This is a genomic window from Vibrio sp. A37 (assembly GCF_059777565.1).
The window spans coordinates 24,644-40,398 of sequence record NZ_JBLNLI010000006.1 but is presented as its reverse complement, the minus strand read 5'-3'; the positions used below and the strand labels follow the sequence as shown (position 1 = coordinate 40,398).

Genomic DNA, 15,755 nt, shown 5'->3' with positions numbered 1-15,755 from the left:
CAAGAAGTTACTTACTGACCGCTTCCTCGGTGGCGACTTTGTAGCAAGGCACATAAGCGCTACCTCCAGGGAGTTTCATGCGATCTTGAACCACGAAGTCGTTAAGTAGCCTGTCCATTTTTTTCATTAACACAGGATCTCCGTGAATGATAAAGGGTCCATAGCGTTCAATTTCTTGGATGCCTTCCGCTTTGACATTTCCAGCGACAATACCAGAAAATGCTTGGCGTAGTTTTGCCGCTAAATTTTCTGCTCTCTGGTTTAAGTGAAGGTCTAAGCTCGCCATACTTTCGTGTGTTGGCTCAAATGGAAGCTGGAATTCAGGAGCGATTTTTAAGGTCCAATTGAAACTGTATGCATCTCCGATTTCTTTCCTGTATTGTCGAACATCAGGCATCGCTTCCTTCATAATCTGGGCAGCTTTTGCGGGATCATCAATGACAATTTGATAGTGCTTCTGTGCTTCTTCTCCCAGCGTGTCGCCAATAAACCTATCGATAGACCTAAAGTAGTCTTCACTCTCTTTCGGGCCTGTTAATACAATAGGTAACGGTACGCCTTTGTTTTCTGGGTGCATCATAATGCCCAAGATATACAGAAGCTCCTCTGCGGTGCCAGCTCCGCCGGGGAAAATAATGATGCCGTGAGCCATGCGAACAAAGGCTTCCAAGCGCTTCTCAATATCTGGCATGATAACCAGTTCGTTTACAATCGGGTTTGGTGGCTCTGCGGCGATAATTGAGGGCTCAGTTAAGCCAAAATAGCGCTGTTCACTATAGCGCTGCTGAGCATGACCGATAGCTGCACCTTTCATCGGCCCTTCCATTGCTCCGGGCCCACAACCTGTACAAATGTTTAACTCGCGCAACCCAAGCTGGTGGCCAACTTCTCGCGTATATTGATATTCAATATTATTGATTGAGTGTCCGCCCCAGCACACAACAAGGTTTGGCTCCATACCTGGAATTAGAGCACCAGCATTGCGCAATATACCAAATACTAAATTGGTAATATGAGTGGCATTGGTTAAGTTAAGTTTTTGGTTATCTGCTAAGTGCATGTTGACATAAACGATGTCTCTTAGCACTGAGAATAAATGTTCTTGTATACCTTTGATGATATTGCCATCAACAAAGGCATGTTCAGGTGGGTTACTAAGCTCTAATTTAATGCCTCGTTCGCGACGAACTACATTCACATCAAATGAACGATATTTGTCGAGCAGCTCTTTAGAGTTATCTGTATGACTTCCAGAGTTAAGTACAGCAAGTGTGCAGTTTCGATAGAGTTGGTAAAGGTCACTAGATGCGGTTTTTTTAAGACGCTCAACTTCAAGTTGAGAAAGCAGATCCATGCTGCCAGCCGGGCTAATATGAGTGATCATATACGCCTCCTTTTATTAGAATACTGAATGTCTTGTAAAAATTAACGAGCGCTAATTTTTACAAGATGCATCAGTTAGCTTAGCAAACTCTTCACTTTCCGGTGTCGATAACGTTTATATTTTCGAAGCCTGTATGTACCGATTGAATGATTTATAACCAGATTAGTTGATTTGAACTACCCACTTTGAGTTGTTTAATGCCTAGCTCTAAGCGGCCAAGTACGTCATCAGGTGTATCGGAATCCTTAAAGCTATCGCTAAGAACAGAAAGAGTCACTTTTATACTTTGGTCGCGGAATCTAAATGGTAAAGAGCTCACTTTCTTTTGCAGTCTACTAGCAAGTTTTTTGTTGTGATCGCTATCTTGGTTTAAAAACATCAAGATAAATTTATCGCCGGAAAACCTCGCTAGTGTGCCATGGGGCTCAACCTCTTTAGCAATGGTTCTTGCGATGATTTTCAGAGCTTTATCGCCAGCAGAATTGCCAAACTTCTCATTGATGACTCCAAAGTTATCAGGATCAAGTAGAGCAACGCGAAGTGTGTCTTGGATTTTTATCCAGCGGCCAAATGCCGCTTCTAACTTGTCTGTAAATGCATTGCGGTTATAAATCTGAGTTAATGGGTCTAACAGTGCTTTATGTTGCTGACTTTCATACCTTTTACGATAATCCTGAGCCGAATCAAGTAGTGTTGTTACTTGGCTATTGTTGAGTTTCATCTGCTCTAACATAGCCGTTTCACGCTCTGATGCTTGTTCCAACTTCTTTGACAGATCGGCAATTTGCTCCAGTAGAGGTGAGACGCTTTTTTGGAGCTGGGCTAAGCTTTTGGCCTTTGATATTTCAGATTGCGTTGAAGTCACTAAACCGCCGAGTTCTTTATTGATGCCTTTCCGTTGTTCGAGCTCATCTTCGGTTTGGCCTGAAGTCTGTTGGTAATTGGTTAGAGCATTGGTTAGAGAAGTGTTGACTTGTTCCAAGAATTGAAACGATGTTTTTCTTTCTGCTATGGTGCCACTGAGCACGAGCTGCAACGTGTCTAGTGTGTGATCGAGTACATTTTGCGCTTCATTGTCTAGCGTTAGTTTGTTGCTGATATCTGATAGCTGATCGCCAACATCGCCGCTAAAATCTAGCTTTTCAATCAGTTGTTGTAGTTCTTGAGATAGCTGCTTAAGTTGTTGTTTATTATCTACTGCTAATTCCGTGCTAGGTGGTGTGCTAGGGTTTGAGGTTAGGATTTTAACTGCTTTGTCGTATAGTGATACTAGATTGACTGATTGCTCTAATTTGCGAGGTATGTGAGCAGGAGAGTCATTGAGTAAATGTTGAAGATCTCTCTTAACCTTCGGGGGAAGAGTGGTCAGTCGTAATAATGTTTCACCACACTGCGTTATTTTCTCATCGAGAAGCGTTGGTTTAATATCCATTTATAGCCTTTAATACTTCCTGTTCAAACGGTTTACGACACGTTTGATAACCGTTTAATAGCTGACGTAGTTCTAAGTATAGCTGATCGTCATTCAACATAACTTTGAAAGAGTTTCTCTAACATATTGAATTTCAATAGACTAGACAAAAACAATAGGCTAAATTTAACAAAAAATCGACCGACATTTCATGTATATAGCGAGTATTAGGTCATATTCTTAACTGTCTTTGAGCAGTTTTTTGATACTTTCCTCATTCTCGTAAGAAGAATGAACTTTTATCAAACCTTGGCCTATAGAATGCTTGCATGCTTTGCGAATATCACCGGTAGCCAAGCTCGCAGCAGGTGCGTTTTCTATGGCTTTGAGGTATATCCATTGGCTGGTATGCTCTTTCATACTTAATGTTCTTGCTGCGCTAGTGGACATCAGTAAGATATCAAGAAGTTCTTTATCATTGATAGCGGTGTAAGCTCTTGGAAGGAAAGGGTAGTCGGCCATACCAACTCGAACGGTTCTGTTAATTCTTAACTCAGGTTCAAAGTCATTTATCCAATCTTGCACTTTGTTGAAAATGTCTTCTGGTGTTGTAGGTTGTTCATTGTTGGTTTCAATATAAAGTAAGTTAGCATCGGAAAAATGATAAATACGCGCAGGTGACTTCACTTTTTCTTGCAAGTACGCACCAAATTTATTTTCTAGCTTTAACCCTTCTATGTAGCCATGTTGTAGATACATAGTTCTGAGGAAAGGGATATCTATCATCACAAACCTCAGCCTGTCACTTAAGGGTTCATGGATCAGCTCTCCGATATGCCACTTTTCAAAATTGGAGCTACTCTTCTGCATCGATTCTGATAGTTTTGTGTTCAGTAGACGCAGGTTTTTTAGTCCGGATCTGGAGTGAGAAAACAAGTCTTCTTTGAGTTGTTTGATTTTGACTTGTTGTTTGCTGACGATATTTCCTCGCCAAAGAATCAGAACGGATAGTGAAACAACGACGATAGCTAGAGAGACGGCTATCTGCTTGAATTTTTGGTATTCATCATAAGTAATTTCAAGCGTTTTCTTTTGACTGACTAAGTGTAAAGTTTGCTCGATGAATTGCTTTTGTTGCCTAAAATCATCTTCACTGATGAGATTCAGTTTTTGCTGCTGTTGATTTTTGATGTGATCGTATTGCTTCAAATTATCTAGTGCTTTTTCATATTGCTTCCCTTGTTCATAGCCAAGGTAGAGCATGTCGTAAGCCTCTTGTAGGATTGCTGTGCTTTTCCCTTTGGCCATGAAATTGGCATTGCTCAAGGCTTGCTGCGCTTCTTTGACGACAAGTTTTGAGTCTTTGTCGTTGTATGCGAGTTCGGCTTTTAGAAGGGCAGCTCTTGCATTTAAGTAAGGGTAGTTAGAGTATTTAATGAGACTTTCAGCGTGTGCTAAGTATCTTTTAGCCAATGAGACGTCTTTTAATTTGAGATATGTGGCAGCTAGAGACAGACGTACGTCAGTGATTTGTTCTACGCTGTCTTGCATATTTTCGTGATCGATGACGTTGAAGTAGTGAACGAGTGCTAAGTTGTATTTACCTTCTGCAAAATAGATATCACCTAACTGTTTTAGTATTGAAGGCAACAGTGGCGTATCTTCGTAGTTGTCGTAAAAGTCTGCGGCTTGAGATAAATGGTCCACAGCTTTATCCAAAACCCCTCTTTGATAAAATAGCTGACCGAGTAATTGGTTGATAACGGCAAGTTGTACACTTGAATTATTCTCTATCGCTAGCCAATAGCCTGTGAGTAGATCTGAAAGAGCACTGTTATAAAAGCTATGAGATAAAAGAAATTGACCAGCTGCAATATGGTAATCAATCAAGGATTGCTCAGACGAAACCTTCTCTGCAGCGAGTTTCAACTGGCTATACAGCAGCTTTGCTTGCTCGATGTTATTGTCATAAGAGGCCACTTCAGCAGCAAGCTTAAGTAATTGATAATGTATACGATCTGCCAATGGGTCTTTTTTGTTTAGTGCTTTGTAGATTTTTTGAATACTTTGTATTTTCTCTTGCGCTAACTTTGAATTGTGATTTCTTAACCAATATAAGCGTGTATCTTGAATTTGTACTAGGAGCCGTGAGTATGGCAGGTCGTATTGCTTGGCCAAGCTCTCTGCTTTTACCAATTGCTGAAAGGCAACATTATAGTGATGCATGTTGAACTCAGCTTGAGCGAGGATTTGCAACGCGTCGATGGTGCCGCTAGGCGTTCTAACACTTGTATCTGATTTGTTGTGAGAAATAGGAGAGAAAGTACGATTGGAAATGTTGGCTAAAGTTCGTTGGGAGATATAATTGCTAGCTAATTTTTTGGATTGCTTTGGTAAAAAGTCCAGTAATCTGTACGCTTCTTCTAACATAGGAGATGCGGAAGTTGTCGCAGCTAAAGATACTCTGGGTAATGAAAAAGCCAAAAAGCAGAACAAAGTTATCCAGCGAAATTTATACATGTGTTTCCTATTCCTATTAGCGCACTATACGTTTGCTCTGAGAAGAAGTATAGCGAGCATATACAGCATTTTTCGACGGTTTACTGCATGTCACGAGATCCATATCTCTACACTTATGAGCTTCCAAGGTAAGGTTAGCTGATCCTGTAGGAGTATCGGCTCATTCTTGCTATGGGGTCAACAGCCCGATAGATTTGTTTTAGAATATGGCAAATATTACGAAATCCTGCCCTATCTGTCATTAGGGTTTACGAGCCCTTGGGGCTTAGCACCAATTTTGGAGAAGAATATGGCCAATAGTGCCACTCAAGCCCTTTTCGACATAGCGCATCGCTATGTTGACAAGTATAAGACTATACACGACTCATTACCCGTTAATGAAGAATTGCTGGACATGGAATCTGAGTGTATTCAAGGCAAGACGGAAACAGAAGTGTTTTGGAGCCCTGTACAAAAGGTATTACCAGCTAGCTTTGACAACGTCGAGCAAGGTATTGAACTGGACATTCACGATGATATAAAAGCCTTCTATGGCTGTCAGTTTAGCGCAGATATACCCGCTGTATGGCGAGGGGGGTCGATAACCTTGCTGCAAGTATGGAATGAGGATGATTTTGTTCGTTTGCAAGAAAACATTTTAGGACACCTTGTCACCCAGCGACGCCTGAAGCTCAAGCCAACCGTTTTTATCGCAACCACCAGTAAAGATATGGAAGTTATTTCTATTTGTAATCTAACTGGGAATGTACTTTGGGAAACACTAGGAACCAAGAAGAGGCAAGTGTTAGCCCAAGATCTGGCAACCTTTTTAAATGACTTGGAGCCTGAAGTTTAAAATATGTATGTTGCCGAGATTCAATTCGATTGCTTTGATAATACAACCGTAAGTGCGGTTGATAACGCGATTAACTCGCTAATGGATGCATTGCGTTACAACGGTCAAATATTGGGGCGTGAGTTTCCAATCATAATGGGAGATGGGATATTTGTTGTTCGCGTGGTTTGCCCGGAAGAGGATAGCCTCCACCCCAGTTACTATTCTGATTTTGTTAAAAAATGCATCCAAAATTTATCTATTGCCTGTTTGCTAGCCCCAAAAGTGCGCTTGCTTGGGCGAGATCTAAATTCAGAGCAAGCTGCAGATGAACAACCGCCGAGTTGGCAGCTCCTCTATACCACTTATGTTCACACCTGCTCACCGCTAAGAAGTGGGGATACGTTGTTGCCAATTCCTTTATATAGAAACCCAGCGACATTGAATGGCGACCATAAGGCTTTGATTAAATGGCAAACAGAGTGGCAAGCGTGTGATGAAATTCAAATGGCCGGAGGCTGCCAAGCGGAGCATGCGGCATTGCATGAGATTTGCGATATTGACAGTGTGCTTTTTAAGCGTGGAATGGGGTTGAGAGGACGAATCGAGTATATCACTGATATCCCTACTTACTACTATCAATACCGAGTGGGTGGAACCAGTTTTGCGGATGAGCAATCACGCCGATGCCCTAGTTGTGGGGGGGAGTGGTTACAAGAATCTCCTATTTTGGATATTTTCCACTTTAAGTGTGATAAATGCAGAATTGTTTCCAACATGTCATGGGATCATATTAGTTAATTATTCTCCTAGTCTTGCTCGACGAAAATACCCAAAGAAGATTAAATAAAAAAGAGCCAGCAAGGTTTCCCTACTGGCTCTTTTAGCATTGATTTAGCGATTACCAGCCTTTTACAACGCCACCGTGGAAGATTTTCATTGCAGCATTATAAACCGTATCGGTTTGGTAAGCTTGAACGAACTCTTTCACTTTCTTCGAGTCAACATTGTCCTGACGAGCCACAATTAGATTCACGTAAGGAGACTCTTTGTTCTCTACAAAGATACCGTCTTTTTGTGGCGTTAAGTTGATTGAGCTAGCAAAAGTAGTGTTGATAACCGCAATCGTCACATCATCAAGAGCTCTTGGAAGCTGGGCAGCATCTAGCTCAATGATTTTTAAGTGCTTAGGATTACTAATGATATCTTGAGTTGTTGCGTTCAGACCGTTACCAGTACTTAGTTTGATTAAGCCTTGTTGCTGAAGAAGCAACAGAGAGCGACCTAGGTTGGTTGGGTCGTTAGGAATTGCAATTTGATCGCCATCTTTCAGTTGATCAAGCGACTTAATTTTCTTCGAGTAACCCGCGATAGGGTAAACGAATGTTTTACCTGCGACGGCTAACTTGTAGCCGCGAGTTTGCATTTGCTGGTCCAGATATGGCTTGTGCTGGAAAGCATTTGCATCGATTGAGCCATCAGCAAGCGCTGCATTCGGAGTGACATAATCTGTAAAGGTAACCAGTTTTACATCCAGTCCGTACTTCTCTTTGGCAACTTTAGCCGCAACTTCTGCAACTTGAGCTTCCGCTCCTGCCATCACACCAACTTTTAGTTCATTGTTGTCTTTTTTATCACCACAGCCTGTCAATATAAGTGCTGAGGCTACCGTTGCAACGGCAAGTAAACGTTTAAGGCTAAGTTTCATTCCTGTCTCCTTGATTAACCTTTTGCTCTCAGGGGGAGCCCCCATAGCATGAATTATTTATGATCTACTCGGCGCACTATAGCGTCGCCAACAGATTGGACAATTTGTACGATCACAATGAGCAATACGATAGTAGCGGCCATGACGGCGATATCATATCGATAGAAACCGTATCGAATCGCAACATCACCCAAACCGCCACCCCCGACAGTACCTGCCATAGCAGAGTAACTCACTAGGGTCACAAGTGTGATTGTGATTGAGTTGATTATCGTTGGTAGTGCTTCCGGTAGAAGTACTTTAGTAATGATTTGTATCGGCGTAGCCCCCATAGACTGAGCGGCTTCAACTAGTCCAGTTGGCACTTCAATCAGAGCACCTTCAATTAATCGTGCGATAAACGGAATAGCACCAATAGTCAGCGGAACAATGGCAGCAGAGGTTCCTATAAAGGTTCCGACTAATAATTTTGTGACTGGGATGATGGCAACCATCAACACAATAAATGGCACAGAGCGGCCAATGTTGACAATGGCACCTAGCGTTTTATTGAGCGCGGTATTTTCGATGAGCCCGCCTTTTTTGGTGATATGTAAAATCACACCAAGAGGAGTACCAACAATGAAACCCACAATGCCAGCAACACCCACCATGTATAAGGTTTGTAGGGTGGCGTTACCGATAAGGCCACCATTTTGGTTCAGCCAGTCTATCATTGAATCAAACAACATAACCTAGTACCTCTACTTTTACATGGTGATCGCGAAGAAACTCGATGGCAGCATTATCATCTTTCTCACTACCGAACATTTCAGCTAACATCATGCCGAATTTAACACCGCCAGCGTAGTCGATGTCTGAGCTTAAGATGCTGATATCAATATTAAACTTGCGCGAAATCTGTGACATTAGTGGTGCCTTTACTGTCGCTCCAGTGAACTCTAGTCTCAGTAACGGATGGCTACCTTCTACACGTGTTTCACTGAGCCTTTTTTCGAAATCTTCAGGTATGGTCAGGTCCAATGTCGAGCGAATAAACTTATGAGCGAGGTCAGTTTTAGGGTGGGCAAAGATCTCACCGACGGTTCCTTTTTCAACTAAACGGCCATCACCGATAATAGCAACTTCATGGCAGATACTTTTTACTACATCCATCTCGTGAGTAATAAGCAAGACAGTCAGGTTTAATTTGCGATTTATCTCTTTAAGCAGCTCTAAAATGGATTGAGTTGTTGCGGGATCCAAAGCACTGGTCGCTTCATCACATAGCAGAACTTTTGGATCCGATGCCAAGGCTCTTGCTATCGCAACACGCTGCTTTTGACCACCACTCAGATTTGCAGGGTAAGTTTCTCTTTTGTCTGCTAAACCAACTAGTTCAAGAAGCTCGACAACCTTTTTTTCTATAGAAGCTTTGTCTATTTTGGCTAGCTCAAGAGGAAGTGCAACGTTGCCAAAAACTGTTCTGGAAGACAATAGGTTAAAATGCTGGAAGATCATGCCGATGTTACGACGAGCTTTGCCAAGTTGAGATTGACTTAATGTAGTGAGATCGACGCCATCAACGACAACTGAGCCAGAAGTAGGCGCTTCTAGCATGTTTACGCAGCGAATTAATGTGCTTTTACCTGCACCAGATGACCCAATAACACCGAAGATGGTCCCTTGAGCAATGTTGAGGTTAATGTCTTTCAAAGCAGGAATTTCTTTACTGCCTTGATAGAAGATTTTGTTGACTTGATTTATCTCGATCATCTTGTCGCCTGTACAGCTTCCCAGATTTTAACTTATCTCTTATGAGTAGGGACGGATGCTATGAGTTTCACCGATATAAGTCAATAGATATTTTTACGTCTAGACGTCTAAAATTATCTTTGTTGAGTTAGTTGTCATTTGGTGAATAGGTAGTGAATGATTGGTTGTTTGAGTCATAGATATAAAGCGTGCGATAATCATTGCCAACAGCAGCCCATAACAAGAGTACGAAATTTTGCCAAAACCAGCAGTGTTTTTAGATCGTGACGGTGTGATTAATGTTGACCATGGATATGTCCATGATGAGCATGAATTTGACTTCATTGACGGGGTATTTGAAGCGACGAAGCAGTTTCAGGAAATGGGGTATTTGTTGGTGCTAGTGACCAACCAAGCTGGTATTGCACGAGGCTATTTTACTGAAGATCGTTTTCTTTCTCTTACCCAATGGATGGACTGGAACTTCATTGACAATGGTGTGGAGTTTGATGGCTTCTACTATTGCCCACATCATGCTGAACATGGTCAGGGCAAATATAAGCAGGAATGTGATTGCAGGAAGCCAAAACCCGGAATGTTTTTGTCAGCAAAAGATTACTTAGATATCGATATGGAAAATTCGGTGATGGTTGGCGATAAAGCGGAAGATCTTATGGCCGCTAAAGCTGCTGGTGTTGGTACAAAAGTTTTGGTTCGTACTGGCAAGCCTGTCACAGAAAAAGGCCAATCGATAGCGGACATTGTTCTAGATAGCATTAAAGACGTGCCTAACTATATTCGAAATGCTTAAAGTGTGTTGGCCTTGGAGCATAAGTACTTTATTTGCTTATGCTTCTTAAGTTAGTATAAATGTTCCACATAAGCATTGTATTGTATAAAGATATTACAAATTATCGCTATGATAAATTTTTGTCACCACTAAACTCTTGTTAAACGGTGTATACCCAAGTAACCTCAAGATGCTCGCCCTTTGGGAGTGATTCAGTGTCTCCACTTCTACGTCAAGCCTCCTTGAAAGGGACCATCCCTGCGGCTGTTTTCTTCAAATTGAAGACACTGAATTCACTCTGAATAATGCATCTTGAAGTCACTTGGGTATAATTCTAAGTCTGCTGAATCTAGTCTTAATACATTTATGAATAAAAAACTCACCATTGTAGATATAGCAAAACTTTCTGGAGTCGGTAAATCCACGGTATCTAGAGTATTGACCAACGATCCTAAAGTGAGGGTGGAAACTCGCGCAAGAGTAGAGCGAATCATAGCAAAGCATGGTTATGTGCCTTCTAAATCTGCCCAGTCAATGCGGGGTGGCAGCCAGAAAGTGATTGGCGTCATTATTTCAAGGTTAGATTCAGCCTCAGAAAACAAAGTCGTCAGTAGAATACTAAGCGAGCTGTATGCACTTGGTTATGACGCTGTGATTATGGAAAGTCGCTTCGACACGGCAAAAACCAATGAGCATTTAGATGTACTTAAAAAGCGTAATGTTGACGGCGTTATTGTGTTTGGTTTCACTGATATTGATATTGAGTCGCTTGCTCAGTGGCAAGAAAGAGCAATAGTCATTGCAATGCATACTGATCTAATCTCTTCCATTAACTATGACAATCAAGGCGTCATTCTAGGTACTCTCAAGCACCTAACTGATCAAGGTTTGAAAAACATCTCTTATGTTGGCGTTGACCCTAGTGACAAGACGACGGGTGAAATGCGTTTAAATGCTTATTTATCTTGGTGTGAAATACAAGGTTTTTCTCCTTCATATCAAACCGGTGAACTGAGCTATGAAAGTGCTTATCAACAGGTTGATGCTGTACTTACTGAAGACACAGAAGCCATTGTTTGCGCAAGTGACTCATTAGCAATAGGTGTGATCAAAAGGCTCAAAGAGCTGGGTAGAGAAGATATTGTCGTAACGGGTGTTGGTGGCAATGAGCTTCTGTCATTTATGTTTCCGAATACATACAGTATTGACCCAGGGTACGCAGAGGCTGGAGAAAAAGCCGTTAAGGTTTTGATTGCTAACTTAAAATCTAAGTCTGACCCTGTTCATATTACTCAATCCCCATTACTGGATGCTCTTAAGTAGTCGATACTGATTCAGATTTATACTGTGATCGTATTCAACTAATCCTGCTATATCGTATTTTCATTCTGGCTAATTTATGACAATATTGCTCGCAAATGGGAACATTCCCACTGTGGTTGTAAATAGGTTTGGCTAATTTGTCTGGTTGATAGAAGAGATGTTAATGACGAATAGCCTGTTGGACGAAAATAAGTTTCGGTGGACATAAACATGGGTAAGATTTCGAATAAGGACGTAGAGAGTCTAATTGAGTTTGTCGGAGGTAGTGAAAATATTGCGAGCGTAAGTCATTGTTTAACCAGACTGAGGTTCGTGCTGAACAACACTGATAAAGCTCAGAAAGACCAACTTGAATCTATCAATTTTGTAAAAGGGTGCTTTACGAACGCAGGTCAATTTCAAGTTGTTGTAGGAACTGAAGTAGATCAGGTATATGCGGTACTTCTGAAGTTATCTGGCAAAACAGAAGCATCCAAAGATGACTCAAAACAAGCGGCTAGAAAAAATATGAATATTCTAGAGCGCGGGATTTCTCATTTAGCGGAAATATTTGTTCCATTGCTACCTGCGATTATTACAGGTGGTTTGATTTTAGGTTTTAGAAACTTGATTGGCGATATCAAAATGTTTGAGGGTCAATCACTAACTGAAATCAGCCAATTTTGGGCGACAGTTTATTCCTTTTTGTGGCTGATAGGAGAGGCTATCTTCTTTTTCCTTCCTGTCGGTGTTTGTTGGTCAACCGTGAAAAAGCTTGGCGGCACGCCAATACTCGGTATCACTTTGGGTATCACACTAGTCTCGCCACAGCTGATGAACGCCTATGATATTGGCAAACAGATCCCACAAGTTTGGGATTTTGGTTGGTTTACTATTGAGCAAGTGGGCTATCAAGCTCAGGTTATACCAGCCGTATTAGCGGGTGTTGTATTAGCCCTAATTGAAACAAACTTGAAAAAAATTGTTCCTGCTTACTTGTATTTAGTTGTTGTACCATTTGTCTCGCTTGTGGCTGCAGTGGTCCTTGCTCACGCAATCATTGGCCCGATTGGTCGTGACATCGGTGATGGTGTTGGTGCTGTAGCGAAAGCAGCGATGACGGGGGACTTTGCGGTACTAGGGTCAATGGTCTTTGGCTTTTTATATGCACCGCTAGTTATCACTGGTATTCACCACACGACGAACGCGGTTGATCTTCAGTTAATGCATGACTTAGGTGGTACGCCTATTTGGCCAATTATCGCTCTATCCAACATTGCTCAAGCGTCGGCTGTAGTTGGCATCATTATTATTAGTAAAAAACATGGCGAAAGAGATATTTCCATTCCAGCTGCAATTTCTGCTTATCTCGGTGTGACTGAACCTGCCATGTACGGTATCAATCTGAAATATAAATTCCCGATGCTCAGCGCCATGATTGGTAGCTCAATGGCTGCAGGGGTCTGTGGGGTCGCTGGCGTAATGGCAAATGGGATCGGTGTCGGCGGATTGCCAGGTATCTTGTCTATTAAGCCTCAGTTTTGGGGCATATATCTCATCGCTATGCTGGTTGCCATTGTTGCACCTATCGTATTGACCGTGTTCTTTTACAAAAGAGCAGAGATGAAAGGTCAGTTAGAAGCGGCTGAAGCTTAAAAACACTTGGGGCTGAGTGAAGGAATTTGGCCCCTGATTACTGTAATGGAATTCATAAATGAAAAAACTAGAACGTAAAAGCGATTGGTGGAAGACTGCTACGATTTATCAGATCTACCCAAAAAGTTTTTGTGATAGCGGCGATAAAGGCGTAGGTGATATTCAAGGGATCATTTCCAAGCTTGAATACCTTAGTTTTCTCGGTGTTGAAGCTATCTGGCTGACGCCAGTCTATCAATCGCCGATGATCGATAACGGCTACGATATATCAGACTATTATGCCATTAACCCTGATTTTGGCACTATGCAAGATTTTGATGCGTTGCTTGAGAAGTCACATAAGTTGGGCATTAAGATCATCATGGATATTGTCGTAAACCATACATCCACGGAACATGAATGGTTTCAACAAGCTTTGGCCAACCCGAGAAGTCGCTATAGAGACTATTATATCTGGAAAGATCCAGTTAATGACGGTGTTCCAAACAACTGGCAATCCAAGTTTGGCGGCAGTGCGTGGGGACTTGATGAAAACTCAAACCAATATTACCTACACTTATTTGCTAAGGAGCAAGCAGATTTAAATTGGGAAAATCCAAATGTTCGTCAAGATGTGAAAAGTGTGATTAGCTTTTGGGCAGAGAAGGGGGTGGATGGCTTTCGACTAGACGTCATCAACCTTATCTCTAAAGATCAAGCCTTTCCGAATGACTTACAAGGCGATGGTCGCTGTTATTATACCGATGGGCCTAAAGTTCATGAGTATTTACAAGAGATTAGCGAAGATATTTTTCAAAAGTATGGTAGCGTCACCGTTGGAGAAATGTCATCAACAACTTTGGACCATTGTCAGCAATATTCGTCTCTAGATGGTAAAGAGTTGTCGATGGTATTTAACTTTCACCACTTGAAGGTAGATTATCCAAACGGTGAAAAATGGACTCGAGCACCATTTGATTTTATTGAACTGAAGAAGATCTTCAATAAATGGCAAACTGGCTTAAATGGGCAAGGCTGGGGAGCATTGTTCTGGTGTAACCACGATCAACCGCGAATAGTGAGCCGGTTGGGAAATGATGTAGAGTATCGAGTTGAGTCAGCGAAAATGTTAGCAGCGGCTCTTCATATGATGCAAGGCACTCCCTACATCTATCAGGGTGAGGAGATTGGTATGACGAACCCTGGTTACGCTGATATTACTCAGTATCGAGATGTAGAAAGTATCAACATGTACGACATTATGGTTAAACAAGGGGATGTGACTCACCGAGATATGATGGCTATTTTGGCGCAAAAATCTCGTGATAACTCTCGTACACCAATGCAGTGGAATAACTCAGCACATGGTGGGTTTACTAAGGGTACACCTTGGTTGGAGGTGGCAGAAAACTACCCTGAGATAAACGCAAATTATGCAATCGATAATGTAGACTCGGTTTTTTATTTCTATCAAAAGCTGATCCAGCTGCGCAAGGACGTTCCTGTTATTACCGATGGTGATTATCAAGATCTATTGCCAAATGACCAATCGATATTTGTTTACCAACGCCAAAATCACGATCAGAGACTCATCTGCGTAAATAATTTCTACGCTGAAGAAACCACATTTGAGTTGGATAAAAGCTGTGATTTAAATACTGCGCGATACTTAATTGGTAACTATAAGGATATCGGTGACGGCCCAGTGGAAAACTGTCTAAAACTGCGGCCTTACGAGACAAGAGTTATATTAATCGAAGCGTAGAAACAAAAAATCCAGCTCATTGAGCTGGATTTTTCACAACTGAGACAGTTGAAATATGGTGGAGGGGGACGGATTCGAACCATCGAAGGCGGAGCCGGCAGATTTACAGTCTGCTCCCTTTGGCCACTCGGGAACCCCTCCAGGGTGTTTTCTTACTTTCAGAAGTAAGCTTAAGAAATGTTTTCCCAACACATTACTCAAGTGTTTTCGTATTAACGAAATACGAAAGAATATGGTGGAGGGGGACGGATTCGAACCATCGAAGGCGGAGCCGGCAGATTTACAGTCTGCTCCCTTTGGCCACTCGGGAACCCCTCCAGGGTGTTTTCTTACTTTCAGAAGTAAGCTTAAGAAATGTTTTCCCAACACATTACTCAAGTGTTTTCGTATTGACGTAATACGAAAGAATATGGTGGAGGGGGACGGATTCGAACCATCGAAGGCGGAGCCGGCAGATTTACAGTCTGCTCCCTTTGGCCACTCGGGAACCCCTCCAGGGTGTTTTCTTACTTTTTAAAAAGTAAGCTTAAGAAATGTTTTCCCAACACATCTCTCAAGTGCGGAGCGCATCATAGCAAACTTGCTTTTTCTGTAAAGACTTTTCTTATACTTTTGAATTAAATGCTTCCTTTTTGGACAAAGTGGGGGATTATTAATTGTTTTCGATGCCTAAAACAACAAGACTAAGATTG

General features: G+C 41.8%; 12 protein-coding genes and 3 tRNA genes. 6 read left to right on the top strand and 9 right to left on the bottom strand.

Annotated elements, in window-relative coordinates; all coding sequences use genetic code 11:
* Positions 1-7: 7 nt before the first annotated feature.
* The 3 genes from ppnN to ACM2FC_RS12015 form a co-directional block, all read right to left on the bottom strand.
* Positions 8-1,384 (bottom strand): nucleotide 5'-monophosphate nucleosidase PpnN, encoded by a 1,377-nt coding sequence (gene ppnN / locus ACM2FC_RS12025; RefSeq protein WP_498481157.1) that lies wholly within the window; start codon positions 1,382-1,384, stop codon positions 8-10.
* 151 nt (positions 1,385-1,535) lie between these two features.
* Positions 1,536-2,816, bottom strand: a complete 1,281-nt coding sequence (locus ACM2FC_RS12020) for a diguanylate cyclase domain-containing protein (protein WP_498481156.1) — start codon at positions 2,814-2,816, stop codon at positions 1,536-1,538.
* A gap of 219 nt (positions 2,817-3,035) precedes the next feature.
* Positions 3,036-5,315 (bottom strand): tetratricopeptide repeat protein, encoded by a 2,280-nt coding sequence (locus ACM2FC_RS12015; RefSeq protein WP_498481155.1) that lies wholly within the window; start codon positions 5,313-5,315, stop codon positions 3,036-3,038.
* A gap of 289 nt (positions 5,316-5,604) precedes the next feature.
* Here ACM2FC_RS12015 and syd point away from each other — a divergent pair, with 289 nt between their 5' ends.
* Entirely contained in the window at positions 5,605-6,150 is a 546-nt protein-coding gene (gene syd / locus ACM2FC_RS12010; RefSeq protein WP_498481154.1) for a SecY-interacting protein, read from the top strand.
* Between the two features lie 3 nt (positions 6,151-6,153).
* A complete protein-coding gene (locus tag ACM2FC_RS12005) occupies positions 6,154-6,930 on the top strand; it encodes a Zn-ribbon-containing protein (protein WP_498481153.1) in 777 nt (258 codons plus the stop codon).
* Between the two features lie 100 nt (positions 6,931-7,030).
* On the opposite strand, the gene metQ is transcribed toward ACM2FC_RS12005, so the two are convergent.
* The 3 genes from metQ to metN are packed head-to-tail and all read right to left on the bottom strand — an operon-like array spanning position 7,031 to position 9,592.
* Positions 7,031-7,837, bottom strand: a complete 807-nt coding sequence (metQ, locus tag ACM2FC_RS12000) for a methionine ABC transporter substrate-binding lipoprotein MetQ (protein ID WP_498481152.1) — start codon at positions 7,835-7,837, stop codon at positions 7,031-7,033.
* A gap of 53 nt (positions 7,838-7,890) precedes the next feature.
* A complete protein-coding gene (locus tag ACM2FC_RS11995) occupies positions 7,891-8,568 on the bottom strand; it encodes a methionine ABC transporter permease (RefSeq protein WP_498481151.1) in 678 nt (225 codons plus the stop codon).
* Positions 8,558-9,592, bottom strand: a complete 1,035-nt coding sequence (gene metN, locus ACM2FC_RS11990; protein WP_498481150.1) for a methionine ABC transporter ATP-binding protein MetN — start codon at positions 9,590-9,592, stop codon at positions 8,558-8,560. Before metN ends, ACM2FC_RS11995 begins: the two co-directional genes overlap by 11 nt.
* A 235-nt stretch (positions 9,593-9,827) precedes the next feature.
* Here metN and gmhB point away from each other — a divergent pair, with 235 nt between their 5' ends.
* From gmhB to treC, 4 genes are all read left to right on the top strand, one after another.
* Positions 9,828-10,382, top strand: coding sequence for a D-glycero-beta-D-manno-heptose 1,7-bisphosphate 7-phosphatase (gene gmhB, locus ACM2FC_RS11985; protein ID WP_498481149.1), 555 nt, complete (start codon positions 9,828-9,830; stop codon positions 10,380-10,382).
* 345 nt (positions 10,383-10,727) lie between these two features.
* Positions 10,728-11,684 (top strand): trehalose operon repressor TreR, encoded by a 957-nt coding sequence (gene treR / locus ACM2FC_RS11980; protein ID WP_498481148.1) that lies wholly within the window; start codon positions 10,728-10,730, stop codon positions 11,682-11,684.
* 210 nt (positions 11,685-11,894) lie between these two features.
* Positions 11,895-13,319 (top strand): PTS trehalose transporter subunit IIBC, encoded by a 1,425-nt coding sequence (gene treB / locus ACM2FC_RS11975; protein WP_498481147.1) that lies wholly within the window; start codon positions 11,895-11,897, stop codon positions 13,317-13,319.
* A 58-nt stretch (positions 13,320-13,377) separates the two neighbouring features.
* Positions 13,378-15,063 (top strand): alpha,alpha-phosphotrehalase, encoded by a 1,686-nt coding sequence (gene treC, locus ACM2FC_RS11970; RefSeq protein WP_498481146.1) that lies wholly within the window; start codon positions 13,378-13,380, stop codon positions 15,061-15,063.
* 56 nt (positions 15,064-15,119) lie between these two features.
* On the opposite strand, the gene ACM2FC_RS11965 is transcribed toward treC, so the two are convergent.
* From ACM2FC_RS11965 to ACM2FC_RS11955, 3 genes are all read right to left on the bottom strand, one after another.
* Positions 15,120-15,204 (bottom strand) — tRNA-Tyr (locus tag ACM2FC_RS11965).
* A gap of 92 nt (positions 15,205-15,296) precedes the next feature.
* Positions 15,297-15,381: transfer RNA gene (locus ACM2FC_RS11960), tRNA-Tyr, on the bottom strand.
* Positions 15,382-15,473: 92 nt separating this feature from the next.
* Positions 15,474-15,558: transfer RNA gene (locus ACM2FC_RS11955), tRNA-Tyr, on the bottom strand.
* Positions 15,559-15,755 lie beyond the last annotated feature (197 nt).

What these genes read in the sequence shown, in the direction of transcription:
- ACM2FC_RS12015 (WP_498481155.1), bottom strand. Translation starts at nt 5,315, where the DNA reads ATGTATAAATTTCGCTGGATAACTTTGTTCTGCTTTTTGGCTTTTTCA.
- metN (WP_498481150.1), bottom strand. Translation starts at nt 9,592, where the DNA reads ATGATCGAGATAAATCAAGTCAACAAAATCTTCTATCAAGGCAGTAAA.
- ppnN (WP_498481157.1), bottom strand. Translation starts at nt 1,384, where the DNA reads ATGATCACTCATATTAGCCCGGCTGGCAGCATGGATCTGCTTTCTCAA.
- treR (WP_498481148.1), top strand. Translation starts at nt 10,728, where the DNA reads ATGAATAAAAAACTCACCATTGTAGATATAGCAAAACTTTCTGGAGTC.
- metQ (WP_498481152.1), bottom strand. Translation starts at nt 7,837, where the DNA reads ATGAAACTTAGCCTTAAACGTTTACTTGCCGTTGCAACGGTAGCCTCA.
- syd (WP_498481154.1), top strand. Translation starts at nt 5,605, where the DNA reads ATGGCCAATAGTGCCACTCAAGCCCTTTTCGACATAGCGCATCGCTAT.
- treB (WP_498481147.1), top strand. Translation starts at nt 11,895, where the DNA reads ATGGGTAAGATTTCGAATAAGGACGTAGAGAGTCTAATTGAGTTTGTC.
- treC (WP_498481146.1), top strand. Translation starts at nt 13,378, where the DNA reads ATGAAAAAACTAGAACGTAAAAGCGATTGGTGGAAGACTGCTACGATT.
- ACM2FC_RS11995 (WP_498481151.1), bottom strand. Translation starts at nt 8,568, where the DNA reads ATGTTGTTTGATTCAATGATAGACTGGCTGAACCAAAATGGTGGCCTT.
- ACM2FC_RS12005 (WP_498481153.1), top strand. Translation starts at nt 6,154, where the DNA reads ATGTATGTTGCCGAGATTCAATTCGATTGCTTTGATAATACAACCGTA.
- ACM2FC_RS12020 (WP_498481156.1), bottom strand. Translation starts at nt 2,816, where the DNA reads ATGGATATTAAACCAACGCTTCTCGATGAGAAAATAACGCAGTGTGGT.